This window comes from Streptomyces sp. NPDC058257, assembly GCF_042881845.1.
Taxonomy (GTDB): domain Bacteria; phylum Actinomycetota; class Actinomycetes; order Streptomycetales; family Streptomycetaceae; genus Streptomyces.
In genome coordinates this window covers 136727-163019 of record NZ_JBHVXJ010000018.1, presented here as the reverse complement: position 1 = coordinate 163019, position 26293 = coordinate 136727, and the positions used below count along the sequence as shown (strand labels likewise).

Genomic DNA, 26293 nt, shown 5'->3' with positions numbered 1-26293 from the left:
GGCTGTCGTCGGTTCGATGGGCCACGGTACGCCGTGCCCGACGCGGACGGCTCCGCTTCCGGAGGGTCGGGCACCCGCCGAAACCATCCCTAATCGCTGAACTTGTCGGCCAGCTTTCCGGCCAGTTCCTGCGCCTTGTCCTGCATTTCCTTGCTGCCGGGGATGTCTGTGCGACGCCCCGGCTGCTCGTCGTACTCGACGGTCACGATGACGTTCGACGTGCGGAACACCACAGTCACCGTGCGGTGCCGGGTCGCGGACGCGGACGTGGTCAGCGCGTCGTCGAGGAAGGCCTCGTCGCCCAGGTCGTCGAGGGTGCGGGGCTCGAGGCCGGGGGGCGTGACGGTGGTCTGCGGGGAGCCGCTGGGGGCGTCACTGTCGCCCGCGTCACCCTTGCCCTTCCCCTTGCCGGTGCCCTTTTCGTCCCCCTTGCCGGACTCATCCGTGCCTGGCGCGGTCTCCGTGGCGTTCCCCTCTTCGGAGGTCGCGGTGCCGGAAGGCTCGGACAGATCGGCCTTCTGCGCCTTCGAGGAGTAGACCTCCGTCGCGCGGGTGTCGTCGCTCACGGAGGTGTCGTACGAGACGACGCGCTCGAAGTCGACGAGCAGATGGTGGGTGGCGTCCGAGGACTCCACCTTCCAGCGGCAGCCCACGCGCCGGTCGGTGTCGTACGTGACGGTCGGCACGCCCTCGTACGCCTTCTCCTGCTGACTCGCGTCCCGCATCTCCTTGATGCCGGGCAGCATCGAGTCGAGCGAGTCGGAGTCGACCTGGCTGCAGGGCTCGCGGAGCGTGCGGTACTTGCCGGGCTCGGCTGCCGCGGTCGTGCCGCCGGTGTCGCCGGGCTTCGAGTCGTCCGGCTCGCCGCCGAGCGCACCCCCGCCCGTGCAGCCGGCGAGCAGCGCCGTGAGGAGGACTGCGACGCCCGGTACGTAGGCCTTCCGCTGCACCGTGTGGGCTCCTTCTGGCCGGGGATATTCGGTTGCCGCTGGTGGGCGACCGGTGGACACAATGTGTATCGCACGCAATGCCGTGGACGCCGGTCCGTCGTCCCTTTCGTGGATCTTGGATCCGGTATTTGCGCTAAGAGACTTTGAGAACTTCTGTTCAACTACGGGGGAATGAGGGCGTTATGTCGTACGTGGAGGTCCCAGGGGCAAAGGTACCGATCCGCATGTGGACGGACCCGGCCTCGGTCGAGGACGTGGCACTCCAGCAGCTCCAGAACGTGGCGACCCTGCCCTGGATCAAGGGTCTGGCCGTCATGCCGGACGTCCACTACGGCAAGGGCGCGACGGTCGGTTCGGTGATCGCCATGAAGGGTGCGGTGTGCCCCGCGGCGGTGGGGGTCGACATCGGCTGCGGCATGTCGGCGGTGAAGACGTCCCTGACGGCGAACGACCTGCCGGGGGATCTGTCGCGGCTTCGCTCGAAGATCGAGCAGGCCATTCCGGTGGGGCGGGGGATGCATGACGATGCCGTCGATCCGGGGCGGCTGCACGGGTTCGGGACGTCCGCGTGGGGTGACTTCTGGTCGCGCTTCGACGGGATCGCCGACGCGGTCAAGTTCCGTCATGAGCGGGCGGCGAAGCAGATGGGTACGCTCGGATCGGGCAACCACTTCATAGAGGTCTGCGTGGATGCGTCCGATTCGGTATGGCTCATGCTGCATTCCGGGTCCAGGAACATCGGCAAGGAGCTCGCGGACCATCACATCGGCGTCGCGCGGAAACTCCCGTTCAATCAGGACCTGGTGGACCGTGATCTTGCGGTGTTCGTCTCGGACACCCCACAGATGGCGGCATACCGGAACGACCTCTTCTGGGCCCAGGAGTACGCCAAGTACAACCGCTCGATCATGATGGCGCTCCTGAAGGACGTGGTCCGCAAGGAGTTCAAGAAGGCGAAGCCGTTGTTCGAAGCGGAGATCAGCTGCCATCACAACTACGTGAGCGAGGAGCGGTACGAGGGCATGGACCTGCTGGTCACCAGAAAGGGCGCGATCCGTGCCGGCAGCGGTGACTACGGGATCATCCCGGGATCCATGGGCGCGGGCTCGTACATCGTGAAGGGCCTCGGCAACGAGAAGGCCTTCAACTCGGCCTCGCACGGCGCGGGTCGGCGGATGAGCCGTAACGCGGCGAAGAAGCGCTTCTCGGTGCGGGACCTGGAGGAGCAGACGCAGGGCGTCGAGTGCCGTAAGGACTCCGGCGTCGTGGACGAGATCCCCGGAGCGTACAAGCCGATCGAGCAGGTCATGGAGCATCAGCGTGACCTTGTCGAGGTCGTCGCGAAGCTGAAGCAGGTCGTCTGCGTCAAGGGCTGAACCCGCTGTTCCGCGAGGGCTGGACCCGCTGTTCCGCGAGGGCTGGACCTGCTGTTCCGCGAGGGCTGAACCCGCTGTTCCGCACCGAACCGGGAACCCGCCCGGACACGGCGGTCACGATCTACATCCGGGGTACCGGGCTCACAGGGCCGAGGGCCTTTCGAGGGCTTGCAGCGTCCCGGCGGGCAGCCGGTCGTTGCCCCAGCTGCGCTCGATGTAGCCGATGATCCGCGCGACGTCCTCGGCGGGCACCCGCTCCGGTTCGCCGTGCTCCAGCGGGTCGGCGTGGAAGATGTAGAGCCGCGAGGCGAACTGGTCGAACGGCAGTGAGGCCTCGCCGAACCGCTCGCCGTTGCCCGCGGTGGAGACGACGACGCCGTCGCCCCAGTCCTGGCCGCTGTCGTTGTTCGGGTTGAAGAAGTACACCCGCATGACGTCCTGCGGATCCGGCGCGGCCCGCAGGATCGTGATCGCGTGCCAGCCGACGTAGCGGGCCGCGCTGTCGGTGACGGCGACGCCGGCCGGCTGCGGATGGATCAGCGGCTGCCCGCCGTTGTAGGAGGGGTGGTAGCCGGCGTGGAACTGCCGCAGGAACTCGTCGAGGTCGACCAGGTTCCCGGTCGCGACGTCGACGTTGATGTGAAATCCGCGGCACGCCCACCAGCCGTGGAACTCGGGGTTGATCCACCGGTGCGGGTCCCCCGGCCGCGCGGCGCAGTGCCGCCCCATCTCGGCGTAGATCCGGTCGAGGTGGGGCACCACGAGCAGCGACACGGGGTCCAGGTCCATCGGCAGGGTGCTCGCCACTCCGGACACGCTGTCCTTCGACGAGATCGGCTGACCCTCGAAGTGCATGAGGATCTCGTCGTCGCGGGCCGCCCAGACCACCATCTGCAGCAGATAGTCCGGGTCGTTGTAGGACCACATCGAAAGGGCGCGGGCCGACTGGCAGGTGGGGTTGTCGCCCTGACCGACGCCGAGCGGCTGGCCCAGCATCGAGAGCACTCCCGCGACAAGCCGCGCCCGCGGCCCCGGTACGTCGCCGAAAACCGTCGTCAGCCGCTCCCGCGCGACCGGGGAGAGCTCAAGCGACAGCTGGCGCCACAGCGCGGGCACCACCGGCGGCTCGTAGAGGATGCCGCGGTCGAGCAGCAGCGCGAGCCCGTAGACGCTCTGCGCGGTCTGCGGGTGGACGGCCACCTCGATCAGCCGGTGCACCAGTTGGCTGAAGCGCAGCAGGCAGTTCCGGCCGGTGTCGGAGAGGCCGAGCGCCTCACCGACGAGGTAGTCGCTCTCGCGCAGGAGGAACCGGAGCAGCTCCGCGTGGTACGGGGAGACCAGGCCGGTGTCGTGCATCGCCCGCGCGAACCCCGCCGCCTCGTACTGAAGGCCGCCGGAGTCCATCGCCTCGAGCCGGGAGCGGAAGACGTCGATGCCCGGGTCGTCCCGGCACGCCTCGGTGGTCCCGAACAGGCCGGTGATGAGCCGGTCGATGCCCTGCCCCGACGACACGCCGAGAGCGACGTCCGGGTCGCTGCGGTAGACCGAGATCCGGGTGATCAGGGACTGCACCGCATCGACCTGGATCGGACGCTGGCGCAGGATCCGCCAGATCTCGTCGACCAGGTCGTCCAGGACGCTGTCGAAACCGATCTCGTCGGCGAGGTGGCGGAACAGGTCCCGGACGAGCTGTGCGGTCCGGCCCTGCTGGACTCGCTCCGCCTCGCCGGGCGAGCTGAACAGCAGCTCCAGGTTGGTCGCCAGTACCTGGGACAGGAACTGGCGGGCGTCATCGGCGGGCAGCGTCGGGTGCGCGAAGTCGCCGCGGGCGATGGCGAGCATCCGCAGCTCGCTGGTCGCCTCCATGACGACGGTGTCCGCGTCCGAGCTGTGCAGGCTCCCGCTGACCAGCGCCGGGAGAAGGATCTCCGGTGACGCCCAGTCCGTCCCCAGGAAGAGCCCGGCCTCCTCGATGGCCCGCGCCCTGGCCTGGACCGCCGCGGCGCCGCCCGGCTGCGTGAGCACCCGTCGCAATGCTTCCAGGACCCGCCGCAGCTTCGTGTGCTTGCCGAAGTCGCGGGTTTCGGCCATGGCCTGGATGGCGTCGTCGAGCGAGGACACGCGCTTGTCCAGCGTCGTGGCCTCACTGCTGACGTCGACGGTCGGTTTCAAAGGGTTTCCCTCGGGTTGGCCTCCTGCGTCCACGGTGTCGTCAGACGTAGAAGTCGAGCTCTTCCTGCCTCTTCAACAGGTCGCGCATCCGGTAGGGGTCATCACCGAAGAAGTACACCAGGCCCCAGTGGGTGCCGAACGCGGTCCTCTTGGTGACAGTCTCCTCGAGCGGCGTCGAGAGGTCGTGCGACTCGTAGTAGTCGTCGTCCTCGGTCTCCTCCGGGATCTCGAGCTCGCTGACGACGCGGCGGCGCGGGTAGACACCGAAGCAGCCGGCGACCCCGGACGCGTCGACGACCTCGCGCGGGAAGAAGGCATCGATCTCCTCCTCGGTCGTCTTCGGGTCGAACGCCAGCACCAGCGCATGGTAGGCGTTGAAGCCGTATGCCCGTTCAAGCAGCTCGAACACCTTGAAGCCCGGCGGCCGGTAGGCGACCTCGCCGAAGTACATCTCGCCGTCGCTGGTGACGAAATACTCCGGGTGCACGAAGCCGAACTCGATGTCGAACGTCTTGATGAGCTTCTCGATCTGCGCCGTGATCTGCGGGCGGTAACGCTCCAGTTCCGGGGTCGCGGGCACGAACACCGAATATCCGAGCGTGACGTATTCGGAGATGTTGAGGAACTTGATCTTCCCGTTGTGTACCCACGCCTCGACCGCGAACTCCCAGCCGTCGAGATGGGATTCCATGAGGACCGGGAATTCCTCGTCCGGAATCGTGTCGACCTCGTCCGGGGTGCGGATGACGCGGTGCCCGAGGCAGCCTGCCTTGTCGAACGCCTTGAGATGGATCGGGTCGTTCGGGTCGCCGTCCAGCTTGAGCAGGGTCTGGTTGACGCGCTTGAGGAAGCGGGTCACGTCGTCCCGGTCGTGGGCTTCCTCGAAGATTCCGACCCGGATGCCGCCGAGTTGCGCGCGGCGCTTCATCAGCGCCTTGTCCCGCAGCAGCAGGGCCTGGCCGTACAGCCGCGGGTTGCCGAGGAGGACGGAGTTGATCGCCCCTGCCCATTCGACCGTTTCCTCGTACAGCGGGATCGCGACGTCGACACCCTCGTCCCGGAGGGTCTCGGCGATCTCCACGGAGCGGTCGTTGAGCCGTTCGAAATCCCATGGCACGTAGGGGATGTCGTGCTCGACGCAGTACTTTTCGGCCCACTCCGGGGCCACGACGACGTATCGCCGGTCGAATCGATCGAGGGCTTCCACCGCATTGAGACTCCAGCCAAGAAGCGCTACATAGCCTTTGTCCGGGTTCTTGGTGGCAGGTTCGCCCTGTGTCATAGGCCGCTTCTCCTTCGGCGCGAGCGCCCATCGACGGCGTGACTGGCACGACCGTGCCCGGCGAACTGCCGCGCAAGCACCCCCTGCCCGCGCGGGAGCACCTCATTCCCGCCTGCGGGCTCCGGCGTCAGAGTTCCCTGTGGACCTTCGTGTTCGAGGCCTGGGCGCGGGGGCGGACCACCAGGAGGTCGATGTTCACGTGGGGCGGGCGGGTCACCGCCCAGGTGATCGTGTCCGCCACGTCGTCGGCCGTGAGGGGGGCGGCCACGCCCGCGTAGACCTTCGCGGCCTTCTCCGTGTCGCCGCCGAAGCGGGTCGTGGCGAACTCCTCCGTCTTGACCATGCCGGGGGCGACCTCGATGACGCGGACCGGGGTGCCGACGATCTCCAGGCGCAGGGTCTCGGCGAGGACGTGCTCGGCGTGCTTGGCGGCCACGTAGCCGCCGCCGCCCTCGTACGTGCCGTGCCCGGCCGTGGAGGAGAGGACCACGACGGTGCCGTCGCCGCTCTCGGTGAGCGCGGGGAGCAGGGCCTGGGTGACGTTCAGGGTGCCGATGACGTTCGTCTCGTACATCTGGCGCCAGTCGTCGGGGTCGCCGGTGGCGATGGTGTCGGCGCCGAGCGCGCCGCCCGCGTTGTTGACCAGGACGGCGACCTTGCGGAAGGCGGTGGCGAACTCGTCCACGGCCGTGCGGTCGGTGATGTCGAGCGCGTACGCCATCGCGTCGTGTCCGGCGGCCGTGATCTCGGCGGCGAGGGCCTCGATGCGGTCCTTGCGGCGGGCGGTGAGGACGACGCGGTAGCCGGCGGCCGCGAGTCCGCGCGCGGTGGCGGCGCCGATGCCGCTGCTCGCGCCGGTGACGATCGCGATGCGGGTGGCGGCGGGCGCGGCGGTCATGGTTGCTCCTTGGACGTGCGTACGTTCCTGGCCTGTTCCGCCAGGATAGGTCGCCTGCCTAGCGAGTTCGTGGCGCGTACATGATGACCGCCATTCCGGCGAGGCAGATCAGCGCCCCTGTCACGTCCCAGCGGTCCGGCCGGTAGCCGTCGGCGACCATGCCCCAGGCGATCGAGCCGGCGACGAAGACCCCGCCGTACGCGGCGAGGATGCGGCCGAACTCGGCGTCGGGCTGGAGCGTGGCCACGAAGCCGTAGATGCCGAGGGCGATGACGCCCGCGCCGATCCAGGCCCAGCCCTTGTGTTCGCGCACGCCTTGCCAGACGAGCCAGGCGCCGCCGATCTCGAAGAGTGCGGCTACGACGAAGAGGGCTACGGAGCGGGCGACGGCGAGCATGCGTAGATCGTGGCACGGACCCGGGCGGGTGCCGGAGGCGGCGGGCCCCGGGCGGTTCTCCCGCCCTTCCCCGGGCCCGTTGTCAGACCCTCGCCGTACCGTGGCGGGCATGGAGAGATCGCCGCTGGTCGGTCCGAGTCTGGTTCCCTGGTCGGAGGACGACTTCGAGCTGTTGGTCGCCTGCAACTCCGCCGAGATGACCGCGCACCTGGGCGGCCCCGAGACGCACGAGCAGTTGGTGTCCCGGCATCGCCGCTATCTGGACCTTGAGGAGCGGGGGCGCATGTTCCGGATAGTGCTCGACGGTGACGCCGTCGGGGCCATCGGGTACTGGGAGACGATCTGGCGGGGAGAGCCCGCGTGGGAGACGGGGTGGAGCGTGTTGCCCTGGTTCCAGGGGCGGGGCATCGCGGCGACGGCCGCGCGCCTTGTGGTGCGGGAGGCTCGGGCCGCCGATCGGCACCGGCAACTGCACGCCTTCCCCTCGGCGGACCACGCGGCTTCCAACGGGGTGTGCCGGAAAGCCGGGTTCACGCCGGGGGGCGAGCACGACTTCGAGTATCCGAAGGGGCACTGGATGCGGTGCAACGACTGGAGCGTGGACCTGAGTGCGGCCTGAGCGTCGACCTAAGCCTCAGCCCTGAGCCAGCCCTGAGCCAGTCCTGAGCCAGCCCTGAGCCAGTCCTGAGCCAGTCCTGAGCCTCATCAGCCCTGAGCCAGCCCTGAGCCTCAGCGCGGAGAGTAGGCCGTAGGGGGCACCCCCACCGTCGCCGTGAAGTCCCTGATCAGGTGGGCCTGGTCGGCGTAGCCCAGCGTCGCGGCCAGGTCCGCCCAGTCCACCTCCGTGTCCCTCTGCGCCCGGTCCAGCGCCTCGTGGATCCGGTGGCGCAGGATCAGCCACTTCGGGCCTACGCCCACGTACGCCGAGAAGAGCCGTTGCAGCGCCCGTACCGACATGCCCTCCGCCGCCGCGAAGGGGCCGACCCGGCGGATCCCGCGGTCCGCGCGGATGCGTTCGGCGAGGGCCATGGCGAGGTCCGCCTGTGGATCGGGCGCGGGCCCGACGCTCAGCAGGAAGGAGTCGAGCGCCGCCACGCGCGCGTGCTCCTCGTCGGGGGAGAGCACCGCGTCGAGCGCACCCTCGGGGACCTCCCCGAAGACCACGTCCAGCGGCAGCAGCCGCCGCCCCGTCCACGCGGACACCGGCTCCGACGGGGCGAACGGCCGGAATCCGCCCGGCCGGAACTTCACCCCGCACGCCCGCCCCCGTCCCTCCAGCTTCTGCGTGAAGAGGCCGAGCCCGACCCCCGCGACCTCGGCGAAGGGCTCCTGCCCGTGGAGTGTCTGGAAGACGACGTTCACGGACGGGTGCGGCACGATGTGCGAGGCGTACGGCTCGGTCAGGTCCCAGTCGATCAGCCAGTACTGCTCCACGTAGGGACGTAGGGAGGCGGTGCCCGGCGCGAGGCGGCGGAAGCGTACGCGGGCGAAGAGTCCGGCGGCGTCGACGATGCCCTTGGTGTCGCTGCGCGGGGCGGAGGCGTCGGCCATGGCTGGATCGTATGCCGGGGTGTCACCCGTGTCGCGTTTCTTCAAGCCGCGGGAGCCTCCGCCGCCTTACCGTCACGTCATGACTGACACGACTGACACGAATGATGTGACCGGGAACAGCATCGCCGATCTCCTGAAGGTGGCCACGGCCCACGCCGTCCCGGTGGTCCGCGCCATCCCCGACGACCGCCTCGCCGCCCCCACACCCTGTGTCGAATACGACGTGAAGGCCCTGGTCAACCACCTCCTTCAGGTGATCGTCCAGTTCCAGGCGCTGGCCGCCAAGCAGAACTCCGAGTTCGGTGCCGAAGCTCCTGATCTCGTGGCCGGGAACCCCGACTGGCGCGACCTTTTCGCCGACGAGGCCGGAAAGCTGGTCGCCGCCTGGTCCGCGCCCGGCGCCGAAGAGGGCACCACGGGCGCGATGGACATGCCCGCGAGGACCGTCGCCTGCATGGTGCTGCTCGACCTGACGGTGCACGCCTGGGATCTGGCCCGCGCGACGGGTCAGAAGTACGAGGCCGCCCCCGAGAGCAGTGGCGTGGTCGCCGTACTGCGGGAATCGGTCGCGGGCCTGGGCCCGACGGCCCGGAAGATGGGCGTCTTCGGGGAGCCGGTCGCCGTGCCCGAGGGGGCCGGTGAGCTGGAGCGGCTCCTGGCCGAGACGGGGCGCGACCCCCGCTGGACGCCGTAGAGGACCCTGTCGACCCTGTCCGCCCGTCCCGTCGGATCCCTCCGCGGCCAGGCCCGAAGGTCTGGCCCGAAGGCCACGCCCGAAGGCCACGCCCGAAGATCAGGCCCGAGATCAGGCCCGAAGATCAGGCCCGAGATCAGGCCCGAAGATCAGGCCCGAGATCAGGCCCGAAGATCAGGCCCGAGATCAGGCCCGAAGATCAGGCCCGAGATCAGGCCCGAAGCCACCCGGGGAATACCCCCTGGCACTCCACCGTTCCGTAGGTATAGTTGAAGCGTCAACAACCTGCGGAGAGTGAGTCAGTCATGCAGTCCGGATCCGGCATGCAGTTCGGGATCTTCAGCGTCGGCGACGTGACGCCGGACCCCACCACGGGCCGCACCCCCACCGAGCACGAGCGCATCAAGGCCATGGTGGCCATCGCGCTGAAGGCCGAGGAGGTCGGGCTCGACGTCTTCGCGACCGGCGAGCACCACAACCCGCCGTTCGTCCCCTCCTCTCCCACCACGATGCTCGGCTACATCGCCGCCCGCACCGAGAACCTGATCCTCTCCACCTCCACCACCCTCATCACGACGAACGACCCGGTGAAGATCGCCGAGGACTTCGCCATGCTCCAGCACCTGGCCGGCGGCCGGGCCGACGTGATGATGGGCCGTGGCAACACGGGCCCGGTGTACCCGTGGTTCGGCAAGGACATCCGGGAGGGCATCAACCTCGCCGTCGAGAACTACGCACTCCTCCACCGTCTGTGGCGCGAGGACGTCGTGACCTGGGAGGGCAAGTTCCGTACGCCCCTGCAGTCGTTCACCTCGACGCCCCGCCCGCTCGACGGCGTCGCGCCCTTCGTCTGGCACGGCTCCATCCGCTCCCCGGAGATCGCCGAACAGGCCGCGTACTACGGAGACGGCTTCTTCCACAACAACATCTTCTGGCCGCAGGAGCACACCAAGAAGATGGTCGACCTCTACCGCCGCCGGTTCGCGCACTACGGGCACGGCACCGAGGAGCAGGCGATCGTCGGGCTCGGCGGCCAGGTGTTCATGCGGAAGAACTCCCAGGACGCGGTGAAGGAGTTCAGGCCGTACTTCGACAACGCGCCCGTCTACGGGCACGGGCCCTCGCTTGAGGAGTTCACGTCACAGACGCCGCTGACCGTCGGCTCCCCGCAGCAGGTGATCGACCGGACGCTGACCTTCCGCGACAGCGTCGGCGACTACCAGCGGCAGCTGTTCCTGATGGACCACGCGGGCCTGCCCCTCAAGACCGTCCTGGAGCAGCTGGACATCCTCGGCGAGGAGGTCGTCCCGGTCCTGCGCGAGGAGTTCGCCAAGAACCGCCCGGCGACAGTCCCGGACGCACCCACCCACGCCGCACGCGTGTCGGCCCTCCAGAGCGAGAAGGGAGTCACCGCATGAAGCTCGTCGTCGTCTCCGCGGGGCTGAGCGTCCCCTCCTCCACCCGTCTCCTCGCCGACCGTCTCGCGGCGGCCACCGGACGCCACACCGACGTGGAGATCCAGGTCGTCGAACTCCGCGACCTGGCCGTGGAGATCGCGCACAACTACGTCACCGGATTCCTGGGTCCCGAGCTGAGCGCGGCGGCACAAGCGGTGAAGAGCGCGGACGGCCTGATCGTCGTCACGCCGGTCTTCTCCGCGTCGTACAGCGGACTGTTCAAGTCGTTCTTCGACGTGCTGACCGTTCTGGACAAGGACGCGATCGCCGGTACGCCGGTCCTGATCGCGGCGACCGGCGGCACCGCACGGCATTCACTGGTCCTGGAACACGCGATGCGCCCGCTGTTCGCCTATCTGCGGGCGGTGGTCGTACCGACGGCCGTGTACGCGGCGTCCGAGGACTGGGGCGCGGACGGCCTGGACGAGCGCGTCGAGAGGGGCGCGGCCGAACTGGCCGGACTCATGCGGCCCGCGCCGGTGCCGGACGAGGGGCTGATCGAGGAGCTGATCCCCTTCGAGCAGCAACTGGCGGCGCTGCGGCCGCAGTAGATCCGTACGCGGGGCTTCGGGTCACGGCCACACCAGGCAGTACGCCTGATGCCCCGCGTCATGCAGCCGGTGGCTGAAGTCCTGCCATTCGTGCAGCAGTTGGTAGACGTTGAACGCGTCGCGCGGGCCGCCGCGGTCGGGGACCGTGGACCAGATGAACGCCGCGGCGCCGACCGACTCCTCGCCGATGCCGCGCAGCGGATCGACGACCGTCATGGGGAGCTTCACCACGGCGTAGTCGGGGTGCAGGACGACCAGTTCGAGCGGGGGCACCTTGGACAGGGGTATGCCCTCGATGCCGGTCAGGACCATCGCGGCCACCGTCTCCGGCTTGATCTTCGTGAACATGCCGTTCATGCCGAGCTCGTCACCGCCGAGCTCTTCAGGGCGCATCGAGATGGGCACTCGGGCGGCGGTCGCGCCGTCCGGGGCTCCGAAGTACTTGTAGGTCACCCCGCCCACCCGGCCACTCCTGGTTCCCGCCCGGTCCTGCTCCGTCTCGCCCCGTGCCAGAGCCGCCGCCTCGGCCGCTTCCGCCTCGCGCCGGTGCTTGCCGATCCGCCGGGCACGCCGCGGACCCAGGCCGTCGGTCCCCTCGCCCAGTCCGCCACCGCGATGCATATCTCCACCCGACTGCTTTTCCCAGGGCGCCCGCCCCTGCTTTTCTAGGCCTAGCGGCCCCCGCCGCGCAACCCGATCATCGTGTCAGTGACCTCCCCCACGGTCACCGGCTAAAACGTGGAGTGAAACACCTGTCCGCAGGATGTCCGAAGCCTCTGACACCATGGTTCATGTGAGCTTCCCGTATAGCGCCCCAGTTTCGCAGACTCTCTTCGACCGTGCGGCGGCCGTGACACCCGGCGGTGTGAACTCTCCCGTGCGCGCTTTCCGCGCTGTGGGCGGTACGCCCCGCTTCATGGTGTCCGGTACCGGTCCGTACCTGACGGACGCCGACGGCCGTGAGTACGTCGACCTCGTCTGCTCGTGGGGGCCGATGATCCTCGGCCACTCCCACCCCGATGTGATCGCGGCCGTCCAGGAGGCCGTCGCCCGCGGCACGTCCTTCGGCACGCCCGGCGAGGGCGAGGTCGCGCTCGCCGAGGAGATCGTCGCGCGCATCGCGCCCGTCGAGCAGGTGCGGCTCGTGTCCAGCGGCACCGAGGCGACGATGTCCGCGATCCGTCTCGCGCGCGGGTTCACCGGCCGCGCGAAGATCATCAAGTTCGCCGGGTGCTACCACGGTCACGTGGACGCGCTGCTCGCCGCGGCAGGCTCCGGTCTCGCCACCTTCGGGCTCCCCGACACCCCGGGCGTCACCGGCGCCCAGGCGGGCGACACGATCGTCGTCCCGTACAACGACCTCGACGCCGTGCGTGCCGCGTTCGCCGCGAACGCCGGTGAGGTCGCGTGCGTCATCACCGAGGCGTCGCCGGGCAACATGGGCATCGTTCCGCCGCTTGAGGGCTTCAACCAGGGGCTCGCCGACCTGTGCCGGGAGAACGGCGCGCTGTACATCTCGGACGAGGTGATGACCGGCTTCCGTACGTCGAAGGCGGGCTGGTTCGGCGTCGACGGTGTGCGGCCCGATCTGATGACCTTCGGCAAGGTCATGGGCGGCGGCTTCCCGGCCGCCGCTTTCGGTGGCCGTGCGGACGTCATGGAGCACCTCGCCCCGACCGGCCCCGTCTACCAGGCGGGCACGCTGTCCGGGAACCCGGTGGCGACGGCCGCGGGCCTCGCGCAGCTGCGGCTGCTCGACGACGCGGCGTACGCGAAGGTCGACGCCGTCTCGGAGCAGCTGCGCGGCCTGGTCACCGAGGCGCTCTCCAAGGAGGGCGTCGCGCACCGGCTGCAGAACGCGTCGAACATGTTCTCCGTCTTCTTCACCGACCGTGAAGTGCGCGATTACGACGACGCGAAGACGCAGGAGTCGTTCCGCTTCACCGCGTTCTTCCACTCGATGCTGTCGCAGGGCGTGTATCTGCCGCCGTCCGCCTTCGAGTCCTGGTTCGTGTCCACCGCCCATGACGAGCGGGCCATCGAGCGGATCGCCGCGGCCCTGCCGAGTGCCGCGCGCGCCGCCGCCGAAGCCACTGAATCCACGGAGGCCACCGCATGAGTGCGGACAGCGAGCTCACCGTCGTCCACCTGATGCGCCACGGCGAGGTGGAGAACCCGGAGGGCATCCTCTACGGGCGCCTTCCCGACTACCACCTCTCCGAGCTCGGCAGGCAGATGGCCGACCGGGTCGCCGAGCACCTCGCGCCGCGTGACATCACGCACGTCGTGGCATCGCCGCTCGACCGCGCGCAGGAGACGGCGACGCCGATCGCCAAGGAGTACGGGCTCGAACTGGCGTCGGACGGGCGGCTCATCGAGGCGGGCAACGTCTTCGAGGGCAAGACCTTCGGCGTCGGCGACGGCGCCCTGAAGAACCCGGAGAACTGGAAGCACCTGGTCAACCCCTTCAAGCCGTCCTGGGGCGAGCCGTACGTGGAGCAGGTCGTGCGGATGATGGGCGCCCTGGACGCGGCGAAGGACGCGGCCCGCGGGCACGAAGCGGTGTGCGTCAGTCATCAGCTGCCGATCTGGATCGTGCGGAGCTTCGTGGAGAAGCGGCGCCTGTGGCACGACCCGCGCAAGCGGCAGTGCACGCTCGCCTCGCTGACATCGTTCACGTACCGCGGCGACAAGATCGTGTCGGTGGGGTACACCGAACCGGCGCGGGATCTCGTCCCCGCGCATCTCCTCGCGGGCGCCAAGCCGGTGAAGGGGAAGGCCAAGGCGTTCGGCGCATAACCCGATCCCGTCCGGGGCGCGCCTTCGATTCGTCGTCGACTCACTGTCGGCCGATTCGTCGTCGACGTCGAGTAATTGCCCGGCGACTGAATGTCCACTGAATGTCCACTCTTGGTGACAGGCGCTAAATATGTGCCTGTTGCCAGGAACCCCATTGTTCGTCATGCCCTCTAAGGGGGCGTCCATCGTGCATGGACGATGAGCACGACGAATGGGGATGGAATGCGCGACATCAGTCGCAGGGGAATGCTCGGTCTCGGAGTCGGGTCCGCGGCTGCTTTGGGACTCGCGGGCTGCGGCACGGGCGGCAGCGGTGGCTCGGGCGGTTCCGCGGGTCAGGACAAGGGCAAGGGCGCGGGCAAGCGTCCGGCGAAGCCGATCGGCGACGGTTCGACCTCGTACACGGGGAAGCAGCCGAAGCAGCCGGCCAAGCCCGTGCCCCTGGAGCCCGGCGAGACGCCCCCGCAGTTCGTCGTCTTCTCCTGGGACGGCGCGGGCGAGGTCGGCAACGGCCTCTTCCCGCGCTTCCTGAAGCTGGCCGAGGACCACGACGCGAAGATGACGTTCTTCCTCTCCGGGCTCTATCTCCTCCCTGAATCCAAGAAGCGTCTCTACAAGCCGCCGAACAACGGAGTCGGCGCCTCCGACATCGGTTATCTCACCGACGGTCACATCAAGGAGACGCTGAAGTACGTCCGGCAGGCCTGGCTCGAAGGCCATGAGATCGGCACGCACTTCAACGGGCACTTCTGCACGGGCAGCGGCACGGTCGCCAACTGGACGTCCGCACAATGGCAGAGCGAAATCGACCAGGCCATCTCGTTCGTCAAGGAATGGCGCACGAATACGGGCTGGACCGATCTGCCGTCGCTGCCTTTCGACTACGACAAGGAACTCGTCGGCGGCCGCACCCCCTGCCTCCTCGGACAGGACAACCTGCTGCCGACGGCGAAGAAGCTCGGCTGGCGTTACGACGCCTCGTCGCCCGGCGGCCGTCAGCGCTGGCCCCAGAAGAAGATGGGCGTCTGGGACCTGCCGCTGCAGGCGATGCCGTTCCCGGGCCACACCTTCGAGGTCCTGTCCATGGACTACAACATCCTGGCCAACCAGTCGAAGAACTCCACGAAGGCGCCGCCGGCCAACTACCCGGGCTGGCGCAAGCAGGCCGCCGAGTCCTACATAGCCGGATTCAAGCGGGCCCACGAGTCCAACCGCGCGCCGTTCTTCATCGGCAACCACTTCGAGGAGTGGAACGGCGGCATCTACATGGACGCCGTCGAGGAGGCCCTGAAGCACATCGCGGGGAAGAAGGACGTACGCCTCGTCTCGTTCAGGCAGTTCGTCGACTGGCTCGACGTCCAGGACCCGAAGGTCCTCGCCGACCTGCAAGGTCTTGAGGTCGGCCAGGCGCCCGCAGCCGGCTGGAAGGGACTCGGAAAGGCCGTCTGAAATGGGACTTTCCGCAACCCCGGGGGGTGCGGAAGATCCCCGAAACAGACATGCGAAACTTTTCACATGAGTGCCGCCTGCCGCGCCCCACACAGCACGAACCGCAGCCGTAGCCGCAGCCGCACCGTCCTTCTGGGCGCTGGGGCCGCGGTCGCCGCGCTGACCCTGTCGGCGTGCAGTTCGGGCGGCACGTCCGGCGGCTCCGGGAACACCAACTTCGTCACCGGCTCCGACGGCATCGCCACCGCCGACAAGGGCGAGCGCCAGGACGGGCCGAAGCTCGAAGGGGAGACCCTCACGGGCAAGCACCTCGACGTCGACACCTACAAGGGCAAGATCGTCGTCCTGAACGTCTGGGGCTCCTGGTGCTCGCCCTGCCGGGCCGAGGCGCCGAACTTCTCGAAGGTCTCCAGGGACGCCAAGTACAAGAGCGTGCAGTTCGTCGGGATCAACACCCGCGACCCGCAGAAGGATCCGGCGCTCGCGTTCGAGAAGGAGTGGAAGATCTCCTACCCGAGCCTGCACGATCCGATGGGCAAGCTGATGCTGCGCTTCCCCAAGGGCACGATGAACCCGAAGTACATCCCCTCCACGATCGTCCTGGACCGGGAGGGCAAGATCGCGGCCCGCTCGCAGCAGGCGCTCAGCGAGAAGAACCTGCGCAAGATGATCGACCCGCTGATCGCGGAGAAGTGATCTCCCCGTGATGTCCACTCTCGCCGCCGTCGGCGAAGCGCACCAGAGCATCGCCGCCGTCGGCCAAGCGCACCAGACCATCGCCGCCGTCGGCGAAGCGAACCAGACCGTCATGAACGGCGCGCTCCTCCTCGCGCTCCCCGTCGCACTGCTCGGCGGCCTCGTCTCCTTCTTCTCGCCGTGCGTACTGCCGCTCGTGCCCGGCTATCTGTCCTACGTCACCGGGGTCGGCGGCACGGATCTCGCGGAGGCCAAGCGGGGGCGGATGACCGCCGGGGCCGGGCTCTTCGTGCTCGGCTTCACCGCCGTCTTCGTCTCCACGGGCGCGCTCTTCGGCTACGCCGGGCAGAACCTGCAGCAGTACCAGGACGTCATCACCAAGGTGCTCGGCGCGCTGATGATCGTCCTCGGCATCTTCTTCATGGGGCTCATGCCGTGGCTGTCGCAGCGCGAGTTCCGCTTCCACAAGAAGCCCGCCGCCGGGCTCGCGGGCGCTCCGGTACTCGGCGCGCTGTTCGCCGTCGGCTGGGCGCCCTGCGTCGGGCCGACACTCACGTCCGTCAACGCGCTGGCCCTCGATCAGGCGAGCGCGGGCCGCGGCGCCATACTGAGCGTCGCGTACTGCCTGGGACTCGGAGTCCCGTTCATCCTCGCGGCGATCGCCTTCCGCAAGGCGCTCGGCGCGTTCAGCTGGGTCAAGAAGCATTACGTCTGGGTCATGCGCATCGGCGGCATCATGATGATCGCGACCGGACTGCTGCTTGTCACCGGCGTCTGGGACAGCATCTTGCAGCAGATGCAGGTCTGGTCCAACGGCTACACGGTGGGGATCTGATCCATGAGCAAGACCGAAACCCCTGAAGAGCAGAACGAGCTCGGCGCCGCGGGCTCCCAGCTCTCCACCGCCCCCGTGGACCGGGCGATGCCCGGATCCTTCGGCGGAAAGCGCGCACCCGGTGCCGCGGGCTGGCTGGCCTGGGCGGGCCGTGAGGCCTTCGGCTGGGTGCGCTGGATGTGGCGGCAGCTGACCTCGATGCGGGTCGCGCTGCTCCTCCTCCTGCTGCTCTCGCTCGGCGCGATCCCGGGCTCGCTGATCCCGCAGACCAGCATCGACGAGCTGAAGGTCGCCGACTTCAAGAAGGCCCACACCACGCTCGGGCCGCTCTACGAGAAGTTCCAGCTGTTCGACGTCTACAGCTCCGTGTGGTTCTCGGCGATCTACATCCTTCTCTTCGTCTCCCTCATCGGCTGCATCGTGCCCCGCACCTGGCAGTTCGTCGGCCAGCTGCGCGGTCGCCCGCCGGGCGCGCCCAAACGGCTCGACCGGCTGCCCGCCTACACCACGTGGCGCACCGGGGCCGAGCCCGAGCAGGTCCACGAGGCCGCCCTCGGCCTGCTCAAGGGCCGTCGGTTCCGCGCGGACCTCACGACCAAGGGCGGTGCGGGGGCGTCCGTCGCCGCGGAGAAGGGCTACCTGCGTGAGGCGGGCAACCTCTTCTTCCACATCTCGCTGATCGTGCTCCTGGTGGCCTTCGCCGTCGGCGCCCTGTTCAAGTCCGAGGGCGGCAAGCTCATCGTCCAGGGGGACGGGTTCTCCAACACCCTCACCCAGTACGACAACTTCAAGTCCGGCAACCTCTTCAACACCGATGACCTGGAACCGTTCAGCTTCAAGCTGGACAGCTTCGACTCGACGTTCGAGCGGAAGGGCCCCGAGAAGGGCACGGCCCGCACCTACCGGGCGAACGTCACCTACAGCGAGGGTGTCGACGGCCCCGAGAAGAAGAAGGCCATCGAGGTCAACAAGCCGCTTGAGGTCGACGGCTCGAAGGTCTACCTCATCGGCCACGGCTACGCGCCGACCGTCACCGTGCGCGACGGAAAGGGCAAGGTCGTCAGCACCCAGTCCGTGCCGCTCCTGCCGATCGACTCCAACGGCACGGCCACCGGCGCCGTCAAGGTCCTCGACGGCTACCGCGACAAGAGCGGCAAGAAGGAACAGCTCGGCTTCAACGCCTTCTTCGTGCCGACGTTCGCGGGCGAGGGCCACGGCCAGATGTTCTCCCAGTTCCCCGCCCTGGACAATCCCGTGCTCGCGCTGTCCGCGTACCACGGGAGCCTCGGTGTGGACTCCGGCCTTCCGCAGAACGTCTATCAGCTGGACACCAGCAAGATGGACAAGTTCAAGGACTCCAAGGGCGAACTGCTCAAACAGCGGATGCGGCCCGGCGAGACGATGAAGCTGCCGAACGGCGCGGGCTCGATCACCTTCGACAAGGACATCAAGCGCTGGGCGACCTTCCAGGTCTCTCAGCAGCCCGGCAGCATGTGGGCCCTTGTCGGAGCGATCTCCGCCATCGTCGGCCTCGCCGGATCGCTGTTCATCCAGCGCCGCCGCGTGTGGGTGCGGGCCGTCCGGGGCGCCGACGGCGTCACCGTCGTCGAGATGGCCGGGCTCGGCCGCAGCGAGTCCGCCAAGCTGCCCGAAGAACTCGGCGGCCTCGCCGCGCACCTCCATGAGAAGGCGCCGAGCGCGCCCGAAGCAGACCAAGCCGGGCATGCCGGTTTCGAACATGCCGATTCCACCCCCCAAGTTGTTCCTGCCGAAGGGGCTGAGAAGTGAATCTCGCCACCACCCTCGCCGCCGAACCGAACGAGAACCTCGCGAGCATCAGCAATGTGCTGATCTACTCCGCGATGGCCGTCTATCTCCTTGCCTTCTTCGCGCACATGGCGGAGTGGATCCTCGGCAGCCGAAGCAAGGTCGCCCGCACGGCATCCGCGATCACCGCGAGGACCGACGCCGCCGTCAAGGCGCCCGCGGTCACCGCCAAGGTGAAGGGCGGCACCGCCGTCCTCGACCGGCCGCAGACCGCCCCCAAGGTCGTCACCCGCTCCGCCGCGGGACGCCGCGACGTGCCGGACGGACCCGGCGCCGCGGCCGGTGACGAGAAGGGGGACCTCTACGGCCGTATCGCCGTGTCCCTCACCGTGCTCGGGTTCCTCGTCGAGTTCGGCGGTGTGCTCACCCGCGCCCTCTCGGTGCAGCGGGCGCCGTGGGGCAACATGTACGAGTTCAACCTGACGTTCTCCACGATGGCCGTCGGCGTGTACCTCGTGCTCATGGCGCTGAAGAAGAACGTCAACTGGCTCGGCCTTCCGCTGGTCACCACGGTCCTCCTCGATCTCGGACTCGCCGTCACCGTCCTGTACACCGCCAGCGACCAGCTGGTCCCCGCCCTGCACTCGTACTGGCTGTGGATCCACGTCTCCACCGCGATCTTCTGCGGCGCGTGCTTCTACGTCGGTGGCGTCGCCACGGTGCTCTACCTCTTCCGGGACAGCTACGAGGCGAAGCTGGAGCGCGGCGGACAGCCCGGCAGGTTCGCCACGTCCGTCATGGAGCGGCTGCCCGCCGCGGCCTCGCTCGACAAGTTCGGCTACCGCGTGAACGCCGCGGTCTTCCCGCTGTGGACGTTCACGATCATCGCGGGCGCGATCTGGGCCGGCGACGCGTGGGGCCGCTACTGGGGCTGGGACCCCAAGGAGGTCTGGTCCTTCATCACCTGGGTCGCCTTCGCCTGCTACCTGCACGCGCGCGCGACGGCGGGCTGGAAGGGCCGCAAGGCCGCCTACCTGGCCCTGATCGCCTTCGGCTGCTGGCTGTTCAACTACTACGGCGTGAACATCTTCGTCACCGGCAAGCACTCGTACGCGGGCGTCTGACCCCCCCCTAACGCCATCGCGGCCTGAAGGCCGGTTCCCATGACCCAGGTCACGGGAACCGGCCTTCGTCGTACGGCACCCCTGAGCGATCAGCCCGCCACCCGCAGCAGCAGCTTCCCCGTGCTCGTGCGCGCGCCCATCAAGCGATGGGCCTCGGAAGCGTCCGCCAGCGCGAACTCCGCCGTGACCGGCAGCTCCACCGTCCCGTCGGCCACCTTCGCGAAGGCCCGTGCGGCGATGTCCCGCAGGGCCTGCGGTGCCGACTTGGCGAGGGAGAGGATCGAGAAGCCGAAGACGCCGAGCGCCGTCCCGTACAGCTCGGGCTGACCCACCCGCCAAGGCTCCGCCGAGCTCGCGTTGCCGAAGGAGACGAGCCGCCCGAAGACGGCGAGCGCGGTGAGTCCGTCGCGCAAGGTGTCGCCGCCGACCGGGTCAAGGACGAGGTCCACCCCACGTCCGCCGGTGGCCGCGCGGGCCTCGGCGGCGAAGCCGTCCCCGACGAAGACCTCGTCGTACCCGTGCTCCAGGGCGTACTTCGCCTTCGCCTCGCTCGACACCACGCCGTAGACCGCGCCCGCGCCGCCCGCCTTCGCCAACTGGCCCACGACCGTGCCGATTCCGCCCGCCGCGCCCTGTACGAGGACGCTCTCGCCCGCGCGCAGCCTGCCCACTTCGTGGAGCAGCGCGTGCGCGGTGGGCAGGACCGTGGGCAGGGTGGCGGCCGTGCGCAGGTCCACGCCGCCCGGCAGGGCGAACACCGTCGTGGCGTCGGCGACCGCGACCTCCGCGTAGGCGCCGCCCTCGGTGAGCGCGGCGACCTCCTGGCCGACCTCGAACCCCTCGGCGCCCGCGCCGATCGCCCGCACATGACCGGAGACTTCGAGGCCGGGAACGTAGGGGAGCGAGGGCACGCGGTAGCCCTCGCCGCGGGCCTTGAGGTCGGCGAAGTTCACTCCGGTGTAGGCGACGTCGACGGTGATCTGGCCGGGGCCCGGCTCGGGGGTGCCGGTGTCGACGGCCTTGAGGACCTCGGGGCCGCCGTACTCCTGGAACTGGATCGCGCGCATGGTGGACATGACCGGCACCCTTCGAGTGGTCCGAGTGTTCAATGGAAAGCGAACACCCGGAGTGTATGGTTTTCATCGAACACTCTGCAAGGGGTCGAGTGAGGGAAGGGAAGGGTCGTCCGTGGCGAACACTCACCACCGCGCGGCGCCGGTGCACGTCCATCCGGACGAGGTGCCCGTACTGACCGCGCTCACCGCGCTCGCCGATCCCGTACGCATCGAACTCGTGCGGGAGTTGGCGTCGTCCTGCGACTGGACCCGCTCCTGCGGCAGCTTCGACGTGCCCGTCGGCAAGGCGGCACTGAGTCATCACTTCGGGGTGCTGAGGGGAGCGGGCCTCGTCGAGCAGCGGGACGAGGGGCCGCGCCGCGTCAACAGGCTCCGCCGGGAGGAGTTCGACGCACGCTTCCCCGGGCTGCTCGCGCTGGCCCTGCGGCCCGACTAGTCCGCCACGACCGGGGTCATCGCCCCTGCCGATGACCCCATCGGCAGGGTGCCCCACTGGCTCGTGGACCAGGGCGCACGTCCACTCGTAGCTTCTTGGGCATGACCTCCATGACCGCAGAGAACAAGGGCACGGCCCAGCTCACCGCCGCGATGATGCTCTCCGGCACCCTCGGTGTCTTCGTCGTCGAATCCGGCGCGTCGGCGTTCAACGTCGTGTTCTTCCGGGTGCTCTTCGGCGCGCTCGCCCTGGGTGCCTACGCCTTCGCCCGCGGCTACTTCCGCGACCACGGCATCACCCCGAAGAAGCTCGGACTCGCCGCGCTCGGCGGCGCGTTCATCGTTTTCAACTGGGTGTTCCTCTTCAAGGCGTACGAGGCCACCTCGATCTCGCTCGCGACCGTCGTCTACCACACGCAGCCGTTCCTGCTCGTGCTGCTCAGCGCGGTCATCTTCCGCGAGCGACTGACCAGGCATCAACTCATGTGGCTGGCCACCGCTTTCGCCGGCCTCGTCCTCGTCTCCGGGGTACGCCCCGGCGACCTCGGCTCGCTCACCGGCATCGGCTTCGCGCTCATCGCCGCGCTGCTCTACGGCCTCTCCACGCTCGTCACCAAGCGCATCACCGGCGTACGCCCCCACCTCATCGCCCTGATCCAGGTCCTCGTCGGCATCCCGCTGCTGCTGCCCTTCTCCGACTTCGGAGCGATGAGCGGAACGGGCGCCGGATGGGGCTGGCTCGTCGGGCTCGGCGTCATCCACACCGGCCTGATGTACGTCCTGATGTACGCGGCGTACGCGAAGCTGCCCACCGCCAAGATCGCCGTACTCGCCTTCACGTACCCGGCGGTCGCGATGGTCGCCGACTGGGCCGTCTACGGGCACCACATCGGGCTCGTCCAGGCCCTCGGCGTCCCGCTGATCGTCCTCGCGAGCCTCAAGGTCAACCGGGCCAGGTCGCCGAAGGTGGTCACGGGTTCGCTGACTCCGCTGCCTGCTCCCGCACCAGCCGTACCGACTGCTCGATGAAGAGCCGCACATGAGCGGGCAGCCGCTTCCCCGACCGCCACGCGAGCTGCGTGTACAGCACGAACGGCGGCTCCCACGGCAACGCGACGAGCACCCCCGAAGTCAGCTCGTCCCGCACCGCCATCCGCGGAAGGAGCGCCACCCCGAGGCCGCCGGCGACACCTCGCTTGGTGGCCTCGATCGTGCCGAACTCCATGAAGGGCGGCGGGCCGCCGTTCCGCGCCCGCAGCTCGTCCTCGAACAGATCCCGGTAGGGGCAGCCCGGCTCCGTCCCGACCAGCTGCACCGCCGCCAGATCACCCGTGCCGAGCGAGTCCGCCCCGTGCCCGGCCAGCGGATGCGTCGGCGCGCAGACCAGGACCAGCGGCTCCTCGGCGAGGACCTCGGTCTCAAGCCCCGGGTGCTCGGTCTCCCGCTCCATCAGGAACCCGACGTCGTACGTCCCCTGCCGCAGCGCGTGCCGGGTCTCGTCGCCCAGCGTGGGGCGCAGGGAGAGCTGCACCCTGGGGTAGCGGTGGTGGAAGAGTTCGAGCAGCGGGGGCAGGCGGTAGGAGGTCAGCGACTCCATCGTGCCGACCGCGATCGCGCCCGTCGGCTCATCGGCGTCGACGACGGCGGACCGCGCCTCGTCCGTCAGCTCGATGATCTGCCGGGCGTAGGGGAGCAGGCGCTCACCGGCCTCCGTCAGGCGGATGCGGCTGCCGAGCCGGTCGAAGAGTTCGGTGCCGAGCGAGGACTCGAGGGAGCGGATCTGGCTGGTGACGCTTGACTGGGCGTACTTCAGCTCGGCGGCGGCCTGCGTGAAGCTGAGTACGGACGCGACTTTTTCGAAGGTGACGAGCAGCCGCAGTTCCATCATCAGCCTTCCGTGCCCTTGTCCCGCTTCTTGTCGTCGTTCTTGTCATCCGGGTCCTCGTCCCTGAGGGACTTCAGGAACTCGGGATTGTCGTCCGGCGCCACCCACTGTCCGCCGCGCCCGGCGCGCGGGCCACTCCCACCGGCAGGTGCCTTGCGCACCTTGCCCGTGACGAACCAGGCGACCGGGCCGAGCAGGACCTCGCCGAAGAGCAGCACGATGAAGACCCAGGCCACCTTCGGCAGATGCCTGACCTCCTTCTCCGGAGTGTTCAGGACATCGATGAAGGCGTAGATCCAGACGGCCAGGACAAGAAGGAACGGCAGATACCTGAGCATGGTGGCGCGATCCCCCAAGCGGTGGCGGCGGGGAGCGTGCGTCCCCCCGGTGATGGGGCCAGGGTAGCCGGTGACCGATACTGGAACGCATGGCTTATGACGATCTTCGCTCCCTGCTCCGTGCACTGGAGCGCGAGGGCGATCTCAAGCGCATCAAGGCCGAGGTCGATCCGTACCTGGAGGTCGGCGAGATCACCGACCGGGTGCAGAAGTCCGGCGGCCCCGCGCTCCTCTTCGAGAACGTCAAGGGCTCGGCGATGCCCCTTGCGATGAATGTGTACGGGACGGACCGGCGCCTCCTGAAGGCGCTCGGCCTGAAGTCGTACAGCGAGATCAGCGAGAAGATCGGCGGTCTCCTCAAGCCGGAGCTGCCGCACGGCTTCGTCGGTGTGCGCGAGGCCTTCGGGAAGCTCGGCGCGATGACGCACGTACCGCCGAAGAAGGTGAAGTCCGACAACGCGCCCGTGCAGGAGGTCGTCCTCACCGGCGACGACGTCGACCTGGAGCGGCTGCCCGCGCTCTTCACCTGGCCCGAGGACGGCGGCTCCTTCTTCAACCTGGGCCTGACGCACACCAAGGACCCGGACACCGGGGTGCGCAACCTCGGCCTGTACCGCCTCCAGCGCCACGACAAGCGCACCATCGGCATGCACTGGCAGATCCACAAGGACAGCCGCAACCACTACCAGGTGGCCGCCCGCAGGGGCGAGAAGCTGCCGGTCGCGATCGCCTTCGGCTGTCCGCCCGCCGTCACGTACGCCTCCACGGCGCCGCTGCCCGGTGACATGGACGAGTACATGCTGGCCGGGTTCATCCAGGGCAAGCGCGTGGAGATGGTGGACTGCAAGACGGTCCCGCTCCAGGTCCCGGCGCACGCCGAGGTCGTCATCGAGGGCTGGCTGGAGCCGGGCGAGATGCTGCCGGAGGGTCCCTTCGGCGACCACACCGGCTTCTACACGCCGCAGGAGCCGTTCCCCGCCCTGAGGATCGACTGCGTGACGATGCGGAAGCGTCCGCTGCTCCAGTCGATCGTGGTGGGCCGCCCGCCGACGGAGGACGGCCCGCTCGGCCGCGCCACCGAGCGCTTCTTCCTGCCGCTGCTCAAGGTGATCGTCCCGGACATCGTGGACTACCACCTGCCGGAGTCCGGCGGCTTCCACAACTGCGCGATCGTCTCGATCGACAAGAAGTACCCGAAGCACGCGCAGAAGGTCATGCACGCCATCTGGGGCGCCCACATGATGTCGCTGACCAAACTGATCGTGGTCGTGGACAAGGATTGCGACGTTCATGACCTGCACGAAGTGTCCTGGCGCGCGCTCGGCAACACCGACTACGCGCGCGACCTGACGGTGGCCGAAGGTCCCGTCGACCATCTCGACCACGCCTCCTACCAGCAGTTCTGGGGCGGCAAGGCGGGCATCGACGCGACGAAGAAGCTGCCAGAAGAGGGATACACGCGGGACGGAGGCTGGCCGAACATGGTCGAGTCCGACCCGGAGACACACGCACGGGTGACGAAGCGTTGGAAGGAGTACGGGCTGTGAAGTGTGCACCCACAATGACGACAGGTGGCGCGGGCTCGCGCCCTCCCCGCGCATGCGGGGATGCTCCGGAGTGCGGGCTCTAGAGATGAGTGCTGATTCAGCCACCCCGGAACTCTTCGGCCCGGAGCCCGCACCGCCCGGCAAGGTGAAGGCGTTCCTGCGCCTCGTCATGATCGAGCACTCGGTCTTCGCGCTGCCCTTCGCCTACATCGCCGCGCTGACCGCGATGTTCCAGCTGGACGAGAACATCCACTGGGGGCGGCTGCTCCTGGTCACCGTCTGCATGGTGGGCCTGCGGACGTTCGCCATGGCCGCGAACCGGATCATCGACCGGGAGATCGACGCCCGTAACCCGAGGACCGCGCACCGCGAGCTCGTCACGGGCGCCGTCTCGGTGAAGTCCGCCTGGACCGGGGCGCTGATCGCGCTCGTCGTGTTCCTGGGCGCCGCCGCCCTGCTCAACCCGCTCTGTCTGGCGCTCGCGCCCATCGCGGTGATCCCGATGGTGGTCTATCCCTACGGCAAGCGGTTCACGAACTTCCCGCAGGCGATCCTCGGCCTCGCCCAGGCCATGGGTCCTGTCGGCGCCTGGATCGCGATCACCGGCGAGTGGTCGTGGCAGGCGGTCATCCTCGGGCTCGCGGTCGGCATCTGGATCGGCGGCTTCGACCTGATCTACGCCTGCCAGGACGTGGAGACGGACCGCGAGGTCGGCGTGAAGTCGGTACCCGCGCGGTTCGGCATCCCGGCCGCCATCCGGGGTGCGCGCGGCTGTCACCTGGTGACCACGGCGCTCTTCGTCTGGTACGCCGCGGACACCGGCGCGGGCCCGTTCCTCTGGGTCGGCATCGCGATCGTCGCGGGCGCGTTCCTCTACGAGCACTCCCTCGTGAAGCCGCACGACCTCTCGCGCCTCAACCGCGCCTTCTTCCAGGTCAACGGCTTTATCGGCATCGCGCTGTTCGTCTGTGCCCTGCTCGATCTGCTGGTGCGCGGTCTGACCGTCTAGGCTCA

26 protein-coding genes are annotated in these 26293 nt (G+C 68.8%); 16 read left to right on the top strand and 10 right to left on the bottom strand.

What is annotated here, in order from left to right; genetic code table 11:
• Positions 1 to 89 precede the first annotated feature (89 nt).
• On the bottom strand, positions 90 to 950 hold the full coding sequence (locus tag ACFVXC_RS32760; protein WP_389912736.1) for a DUF3558 domain-containing protein: 861 nt from the start codon (positions 948 to 950) through the stop codon (positions 90 to 92).
• A 182-nt stretch (positions 951 to 1132) separates the two neighbouring features.
• On the opposite strand from ACFVXC_RS32760, the gene ACFVXC_RS32755 reads away from it, so the two are divergent.
• Entirely contained in the window at positions 1133 to 2326 is a 1194-nt protein-coding gene (locus ACFVXC_RS32755) for an RtcB family protein (RefSeq protein ID WP_389912733.1), read from the top strand.
• Positions 2327 to 2467: 141 nt separating this feature from the next.
• On the opposite strand, the gene ACFVXC_RS32750 is transcribed toward ACFVXC_RS32755, so the two are convergent.
• From ACFVXC_RS32750 to ACFVXC_RS32735, 4 genes are all read right to left on the bottom strand, one after another.
• On the bottom strand, positions 2468 to 4498 hold the full coding sequence (locus tag ACFVXC_RS32750) for a hypothetical protein (protein WP_389912730.1): 2031 nt from the start codon (positions 4496 to 4498) through the stop codon (positions 2468 to 2470).
• Between the two features lie 40 nt (positions 4499 to 4538).
• Complete coding sequence (locus ACFVXC_RS32745) at positions 4539 to 5780, bottom strand: acetyl-CoA carboxylase biotin carboxylase subunit family protein (RefSeq protein WP_389912728.1); 1242 nt, start codon at positions 5778 to 5780, stop codon at positions 4539 to 4541.
• Between the two features lie 127 nt (positions 5781 to 5907).
• A complete protein-coding gene (locus tag ACFVXC_RS32740) occupies positions 5908 to 6678 on the bottom strand; it encodes an SDR family NAD(P)-dependent oxidoreductase (protein ID WP_389912726.1) in 771 nt (256 codons plus the stop codon).
• Positions 6679 to 6736: 58 nt separating this feature from the next.
• Complete coding sequence (locus tag ACFVXC_RS32735) at positions 6737 to 7075, bottom strand: YnfA family protein (RefSeq protein WP_389912724.1); 339 nt, start codon at positions 7073 to 7075, stop codon at positions 6737 to 6739.
• A gap of 109 nt (positions 7076 to 7184) precedes the next feature.
• On the opposite strand from ACFVXC_RS32735, the gene ACFVXC_RS32730 reads away from it, so the two are divergent.
• Positions 7185 to 7694, top strand: a complete 510-nt coding sequence (locus ACFVXC_RS32730) for a GNAT family N-acetyltransferase (RefSeq protein WP_389912721.1) — start codon at positions 7185 to 7187, stop codon at positions 7692 to 7694.
• Positions 7695 to 7804: 110 nt separating this feature from the next.
• Here the strand turns inward: ACFVXC_RS32730 and ACFVXC_RS32725 are convergent, their stop codons facing one another.
• Complete coding sequence (locus tag ACFVXC_RS32725; protein WP_389912718.1) at positions 7805 to 8626, bottom strand: DUF6597 domain-containing transcriptional factor; 822 nt, start codon at positions 8624 to 8626, stop codon at positions 7805 to 7807.
• Positions 8627 to 8705: 79 nt separating this feature from the next.
• Here ACFVXC_RS32725 and ACFVXC_RS32720 point away from each other — a divergent pair, with 79 nt between their 5' ends.
• The 3 genes from ACFVXC_RS32720 (at position 8706) to ACFVXC_RS32710 (ending at position 11328) form a co-directional block, all read left to right on the top strand.
• Positions 8706 to 9320, top strand: coding sequence for a TIGR03086 family metal-binding protein (locus ACFVXC_RS32720; RefSeq protein WP_389912716.1), 615 nt, complete (start codon positions 8706 to 8708; stop codon positions 9318 to 9320).
• 323 nt (positions 9321 to 9643) lie between these two features.
• Positions 9644 to 10738 carry an LLM class flavin-dependent oxidoreductase gene (locus tag ACFVXC_RS32715; RefSeq protein WP_389912836.1) on the top strand — a complete coding sequence of 365 codons (1095 nt, stop codon included), beginning with the start codon at positions 9644 to 9646 and terminating at the stop codon, positions 10736 to 10738.
• A complete protein-coding gene (locus tag ACFVXC_RS32710; RefSeq protein WP_389912713.1) occupies positions 10735 to 11328 on the top strand; it encodes an FMN reductase in 594 nt (197 codons plus the stop codon). Before ACFVXC_RS32715 ends, ACFVXC_RS32710 begins: the two co-directional genes overlap by 4 nt.
• A 21-nt stretch (positions 11329 to 11349) precedes the next feature.
• Here the strand turns inward: ACFVXC_RS32710 and ACFVXC_RS32705 are convergent, their stop codons facing one another.
• The gene (locus ACFVXC_RS32705; protein ID WP_371750165.1) at positions 11350 to 11790 is read right to left on the bottom strand and encodes a hypothetical protein; all 441 of its coding nucleotides are present in this window, start codon (positions 11788 to 11790) and stop codon (positions 11350 to 11352) included.
• 322 nt (positions 11791 to 12112) lie between these two features.
• On the opposite strand from ACFVXC_RS32705, the gene hemL reads away from it, so the two are divergent.
• The 7 genes from hemL (at position 12113) to ccsB (ending at position 19998) form a co-directional block, all read left to right on the top strand.
• Positions 12113 to 13447 (top strand): glutamate-1-semialdehyde 2,1-aminomutase, encoded by a 1335-nt coding sequence (hemL, locus tag ACFVXC_RS32700; RefSeq protein WP_389912710.1) that lies wholly within the window; start codon positions 12113 to 12115, stop codon positions 13445 to 13447.
• Positions 13444 to 14127: a histidine phosphatase family protein gene (locus ACFVXC_RS32695; protein WP_389912707.1), complete on the top strand. Its 684-nt coding sequence runs from the start codon at positions 13444 to 13446 to the stop codon at positions 14125 to 14127. Before hemL ends, ACFVXC_RS32695 begins: the two co-directional genes overlap by 4 nt.
• Before the next feature lie 222 nt (positions 14128 to 14349).
• Positions 14350 to 15576, top strand: coding sequence for a hypothetical protein (locus tag ACFVXC_RS32690; protein ID WP_389912704.1), 1227 nt, complete (start codon positions 14350 to 14352; stop codon positions 15574 to 15576).
• A gap of 66 nt (positions 15577 to 15642) precedes the next feature.
• Positions 15643 to 16272, top strand: coding sequence for a TlpA family protein disulfide reductase (locus ACFVXC_RS32685; protein ID WP_389912701.1), 630 nt, complete (start codon positions 15643 to 15645; stop codon positions 16270 to 16272).
• A gap of 112 nt (positions 16273 to 16384) precedes the next feature.
• Positions 16385 to 17107: a cytochrome c biogenesis CcdA family protein gene (locus ACFVXC_RS32680; protein WP_389912833.1), complete on the top strand. Its 723-nt coding sequence runs from the start codon at positions 16385 to 16387 to the stop codon at positions 17105 to 17107.
• A 3-nt stretch (positions 17108 to 17110) separates the two neighbouring features.
• A complete protein-coding gene (locus tag ACFVXC_RS32675; RefSeq protein ID WP_389912698.1) occupies positions 17111 to 18895 on the top strand; it encodes a cytochrome c biogenesis protein ResB in 1785 nt (594 codons plus the stop codon).
• On the top strand, positions 18892 to 19998 hold the full coding sequence (gene ccsB / locus ACFVXC_RS32670; protein WP_389912695.1) for a c-type cytochrome biogenesis protein CcsB: 1107 nt from the start codon (positions 18892 to 18894) through the stop codon (positions 19996 to 19998). The genes ACFVXC_RS32675 and ccsB overlap by 4 nt, the downstream gene beginning before the upstream one ends.
• An 89-nt stretch (positions 19999 to 20087) precedes the next feature.
• Here the strand turns inward: ccsB and ACFVXC_RS32665 are convergent, their stop codons facing one another.
• Positions 20088 to 21065: a zinc-binding alcohol dehydrogenase family protein gene (locus ACFVXC_RS32665; RefSeq protein WP_389912830.1), complete on the bottom strand. Its 978-nt coding sequence runs from the start codon at positions 21063 to 21065 to the stop codon at positions 20088 to 20090.
• A 121-nt stretch (positions 21066 to 21186) separates the two neighbouring features.
• On the opposite strand from ACFVXC_RS32665, the gene ACFVXC_RS32660 reads away from it, so the two are divergent.
• Together ACFVXC_RS32660 and ACFVXC_RS32655 are read left to right on the top strand one after the other, a co-directional pair.
• Complete coding sequence (locus ACFVXC_RS32660; RefSeq protein WP_389912692.1) at positions 21187 to 21510, top strand: ArsR/SmtB family transcription factor; 324 nt, start codon at positions 21187 to 21189, stop codon at positions 21508 to 21510.
• Between the two features lie 110 nt (positions 21511 to 21620).
• Complete coding sequence (locus ACFVXC_RS32655) at positions 21621 to 22538, top strand: DMT family transporter (protein WP_389912827.1); 918 nt, start codon at positions 21621 to 21623, stop codon at positions 22536 to 22538.
• Here the strand turns inward: ACFVXC_RS32655 and ACFVXC_RS32650 are convergent.
• On the bottom strand, positions 22480 to 23394 hold the full coding sequence (locus ACFVXC_RS32650; protein WP_389912824.1) for a LysR family transcriptional regulator: 915 nt from the start codon (positions 23392 to 23394) through the stop codon (positions 22480 to 22482). The two genes, ACFVXC_RS32655 and ACFVXC_RS32650, sit on opposite strands and share 59 nt — an antisense overlap.
• 2 nt (positions 23395 to 23396) lie before the next feature.
• Complete coding sequence (locus ACFVXC_RS32645; RefSeq protein WP_389912689.1) at positions 23397 to 23732, bottom strand: PLDc N-terminal domain-containing protein; 336 nt, start codon at positions 23730 to 23732, stop codon at positions 23397 to 23399.
• Between the two features lie 89 nt (positions 23733 to 23821).
• On the opposite strand from ACFVXC_RS32645, the gene ACFVXC_RS32640 reads away from it, so the two are divergent.
• Both ACFVXC_RS32640 and mqnP read left to right on the top strand, forming a co-directional pair.
• Positions 23822 to 25279 carry a menaquinone biosynthesis decarboxylase gene (locus tag ACFVXC_RS32640; protein ID WP_389912686.1) on the top strand — a complete coding sequence of 486 codons (1458 nt, stop codon included), beginning with the start codon at positions 23822 to 23824 and terminating at the stop codon, positions 25277 to 25279.
• A gap of 85 nt (positions 25280 to 25364) precedes the next feature.
• Positions 25365 to 26288: a menaquinone biosynthesis prenyltransferase MqnP gene (gene mqnP, locus ACFVXC_RS32635; RefSeq protein WP_389912683.1), complete on the top strand. Its 924-nt coding sequence runs from the start codon at positions 25365 to 25367 to the stop codon at positions 26286 to 26288.
• Positions 26289 to 26293 lie beyond the last annotated feature (5 nt).

Bases quoted from the DNA above. Each gene is read 5' to 3' on its own strand.
- ACFVXC_RS32730 (WP_389912721.1), top strand. From the start codon at position 7,185: ATGGAGAGATCGCCGCTGGTCGGTCCGAGTCTGGTTCCCTGGTCGGAG.
- ACFVXC_RS32675 (WP_389912698.1), top strand. From the start codon at position 17,111: ATGAGCAAGACCGAAACCCCTGAAGAGCAGAACGAGCTCGGCGCCGCG.
- ACFVXC_RS32685 (WP_389912701.1), top strand. From the start codon at position 15,643: ATGAGTGCCGCCTGCCGCGCCCCACACAGCACGAACCGCAGCCGTAGC.
- ACFVXC_RS32755 (WP_389912733.1), top strand. From the start codon at position 1,133: ATGTCGTACGTGGAGGTCCCAGGGGCAAAGGTACCGATCCGCATGTGG.
- ACFVXC_RS32720 (WP_389912716.1), top strand. From the start codon at position 8,706: ATGACTGACACGACTGACACGAATGATGTGACCGGGAACAGCATCGCC.
- ACFVXC_RS32745 (WP_389912728.1), bottom strand. From the start codon at position 5,780: ATGACACAGGGCGAACCTGCCACCAAGAACCCGGACAAAGGCTATGTA.
- ACFVXC_RS32680 (WP_389912833.1), top strand. From the start codon at position 16,385: ATGAACGGCGCGCTCCTCCTCGCGCTCCCCGTCGCACTGCTCGGCGGC.
- ACFVXC_RS32665 (WP_389912830.1), bottom strand. From the start codon at position 21,065: ATGCGCGCGATCCAGTTCCAGGAGTACGGCGGCCCCGAGGTCCTCAAG.
- ACFVXC_RS32645 (WP_389912689.1), bottom strand. From the start codon at position 23,732: ATGCTCAGGTATCTGCCGTTCCTTCTTGTCCTGGCCGTCTGGATCTAC.
- ACFVXC_RS32640 (WP_389912686.1), top strand. From the start codon at position 23,822: ATGGCTTATGACGATCTTCGCTCCCTGCTCCGTGCACTGGAGCGCGAG.
- ACFVXC_RS32715 (WP_389912836.1), top strand. From the start codon at position 9,644: ATGCAGTTCGGGATCTTCAGCGTCGGCGACGTGACGCCGGACCCCACC.
- ACFVXC_RS32695 (WP_389912707.1), top strand. From the start codon at position 13,444: ATGAGTGCGGACAGCGAGCTCACCGTCGTCCACCTGATGCGCCACGGC.
- ACFVXC_RS32740 (WP_389912726.1), bottom strand. From the start codon at position 6,678: ATGACCGCCGCGCCCGCCGCCACCCGCATCGCGATCGTCACCGGCGCG.
- ACFVXC_RS32735 (WP_389912724.1), bottom strand. From the start codon at position 7,075: ATGCTCGCCGTCGCCCGCTCCGTAGCCCTCTTCGTCGTAGCCGCACTC.
- hemL (WP_389912710.1), top strand. From the start codon at position 12,113: ATGGTTCATGTGAGCTTCCCGTATAGCGCCCCAGTTTCGCAGACTCTC.
- ACFVXC_RS32710 (WP_389912713.1), top strand. From the start codon at position 10,735: ATGAAGCTCGTCGTCGTCTCCGCGGGGCTGAGCGTCCCCTCCTCCACC.
- ACFVXC_RS32690 (WP_389912704.1), top strand. From the start codon at position 14,350: ATGCGCGACATCAGTCGCAGGGGAATGCTCGGTCTCGGAGTCGGGTCC.
- ACFVXC_RS32655 (WP_389912827.1), top strand. From the start codon at position 21,621: ATGACCGCAGAGAACAAGGGCACGGCCCAGCTCACCGCCGCGATGATG.
- ACFVXC_RS32725 (WP_389912718.1), bottom strand. From the start codon at position 8,626: ATGGCCGACGCCTCCGCCCCGCGCAGCGACACCAAGGGCATCGTCGAC.
- mqnP (WP_389912683.1), top strand. From the start codon at position 25,365: ATGAGTGCTGATTCAGCCACCCCGGAACTCTTCGGCCCGGAGCCCGCA.
- ACFVXC_RS32650 (WP_389912824.1), bottom strand. From the start codon at position 23,394: ATGGAACTGCGGCTGCTCGTCACCTTCGAAAAAGTCGCGTCCGTACTC.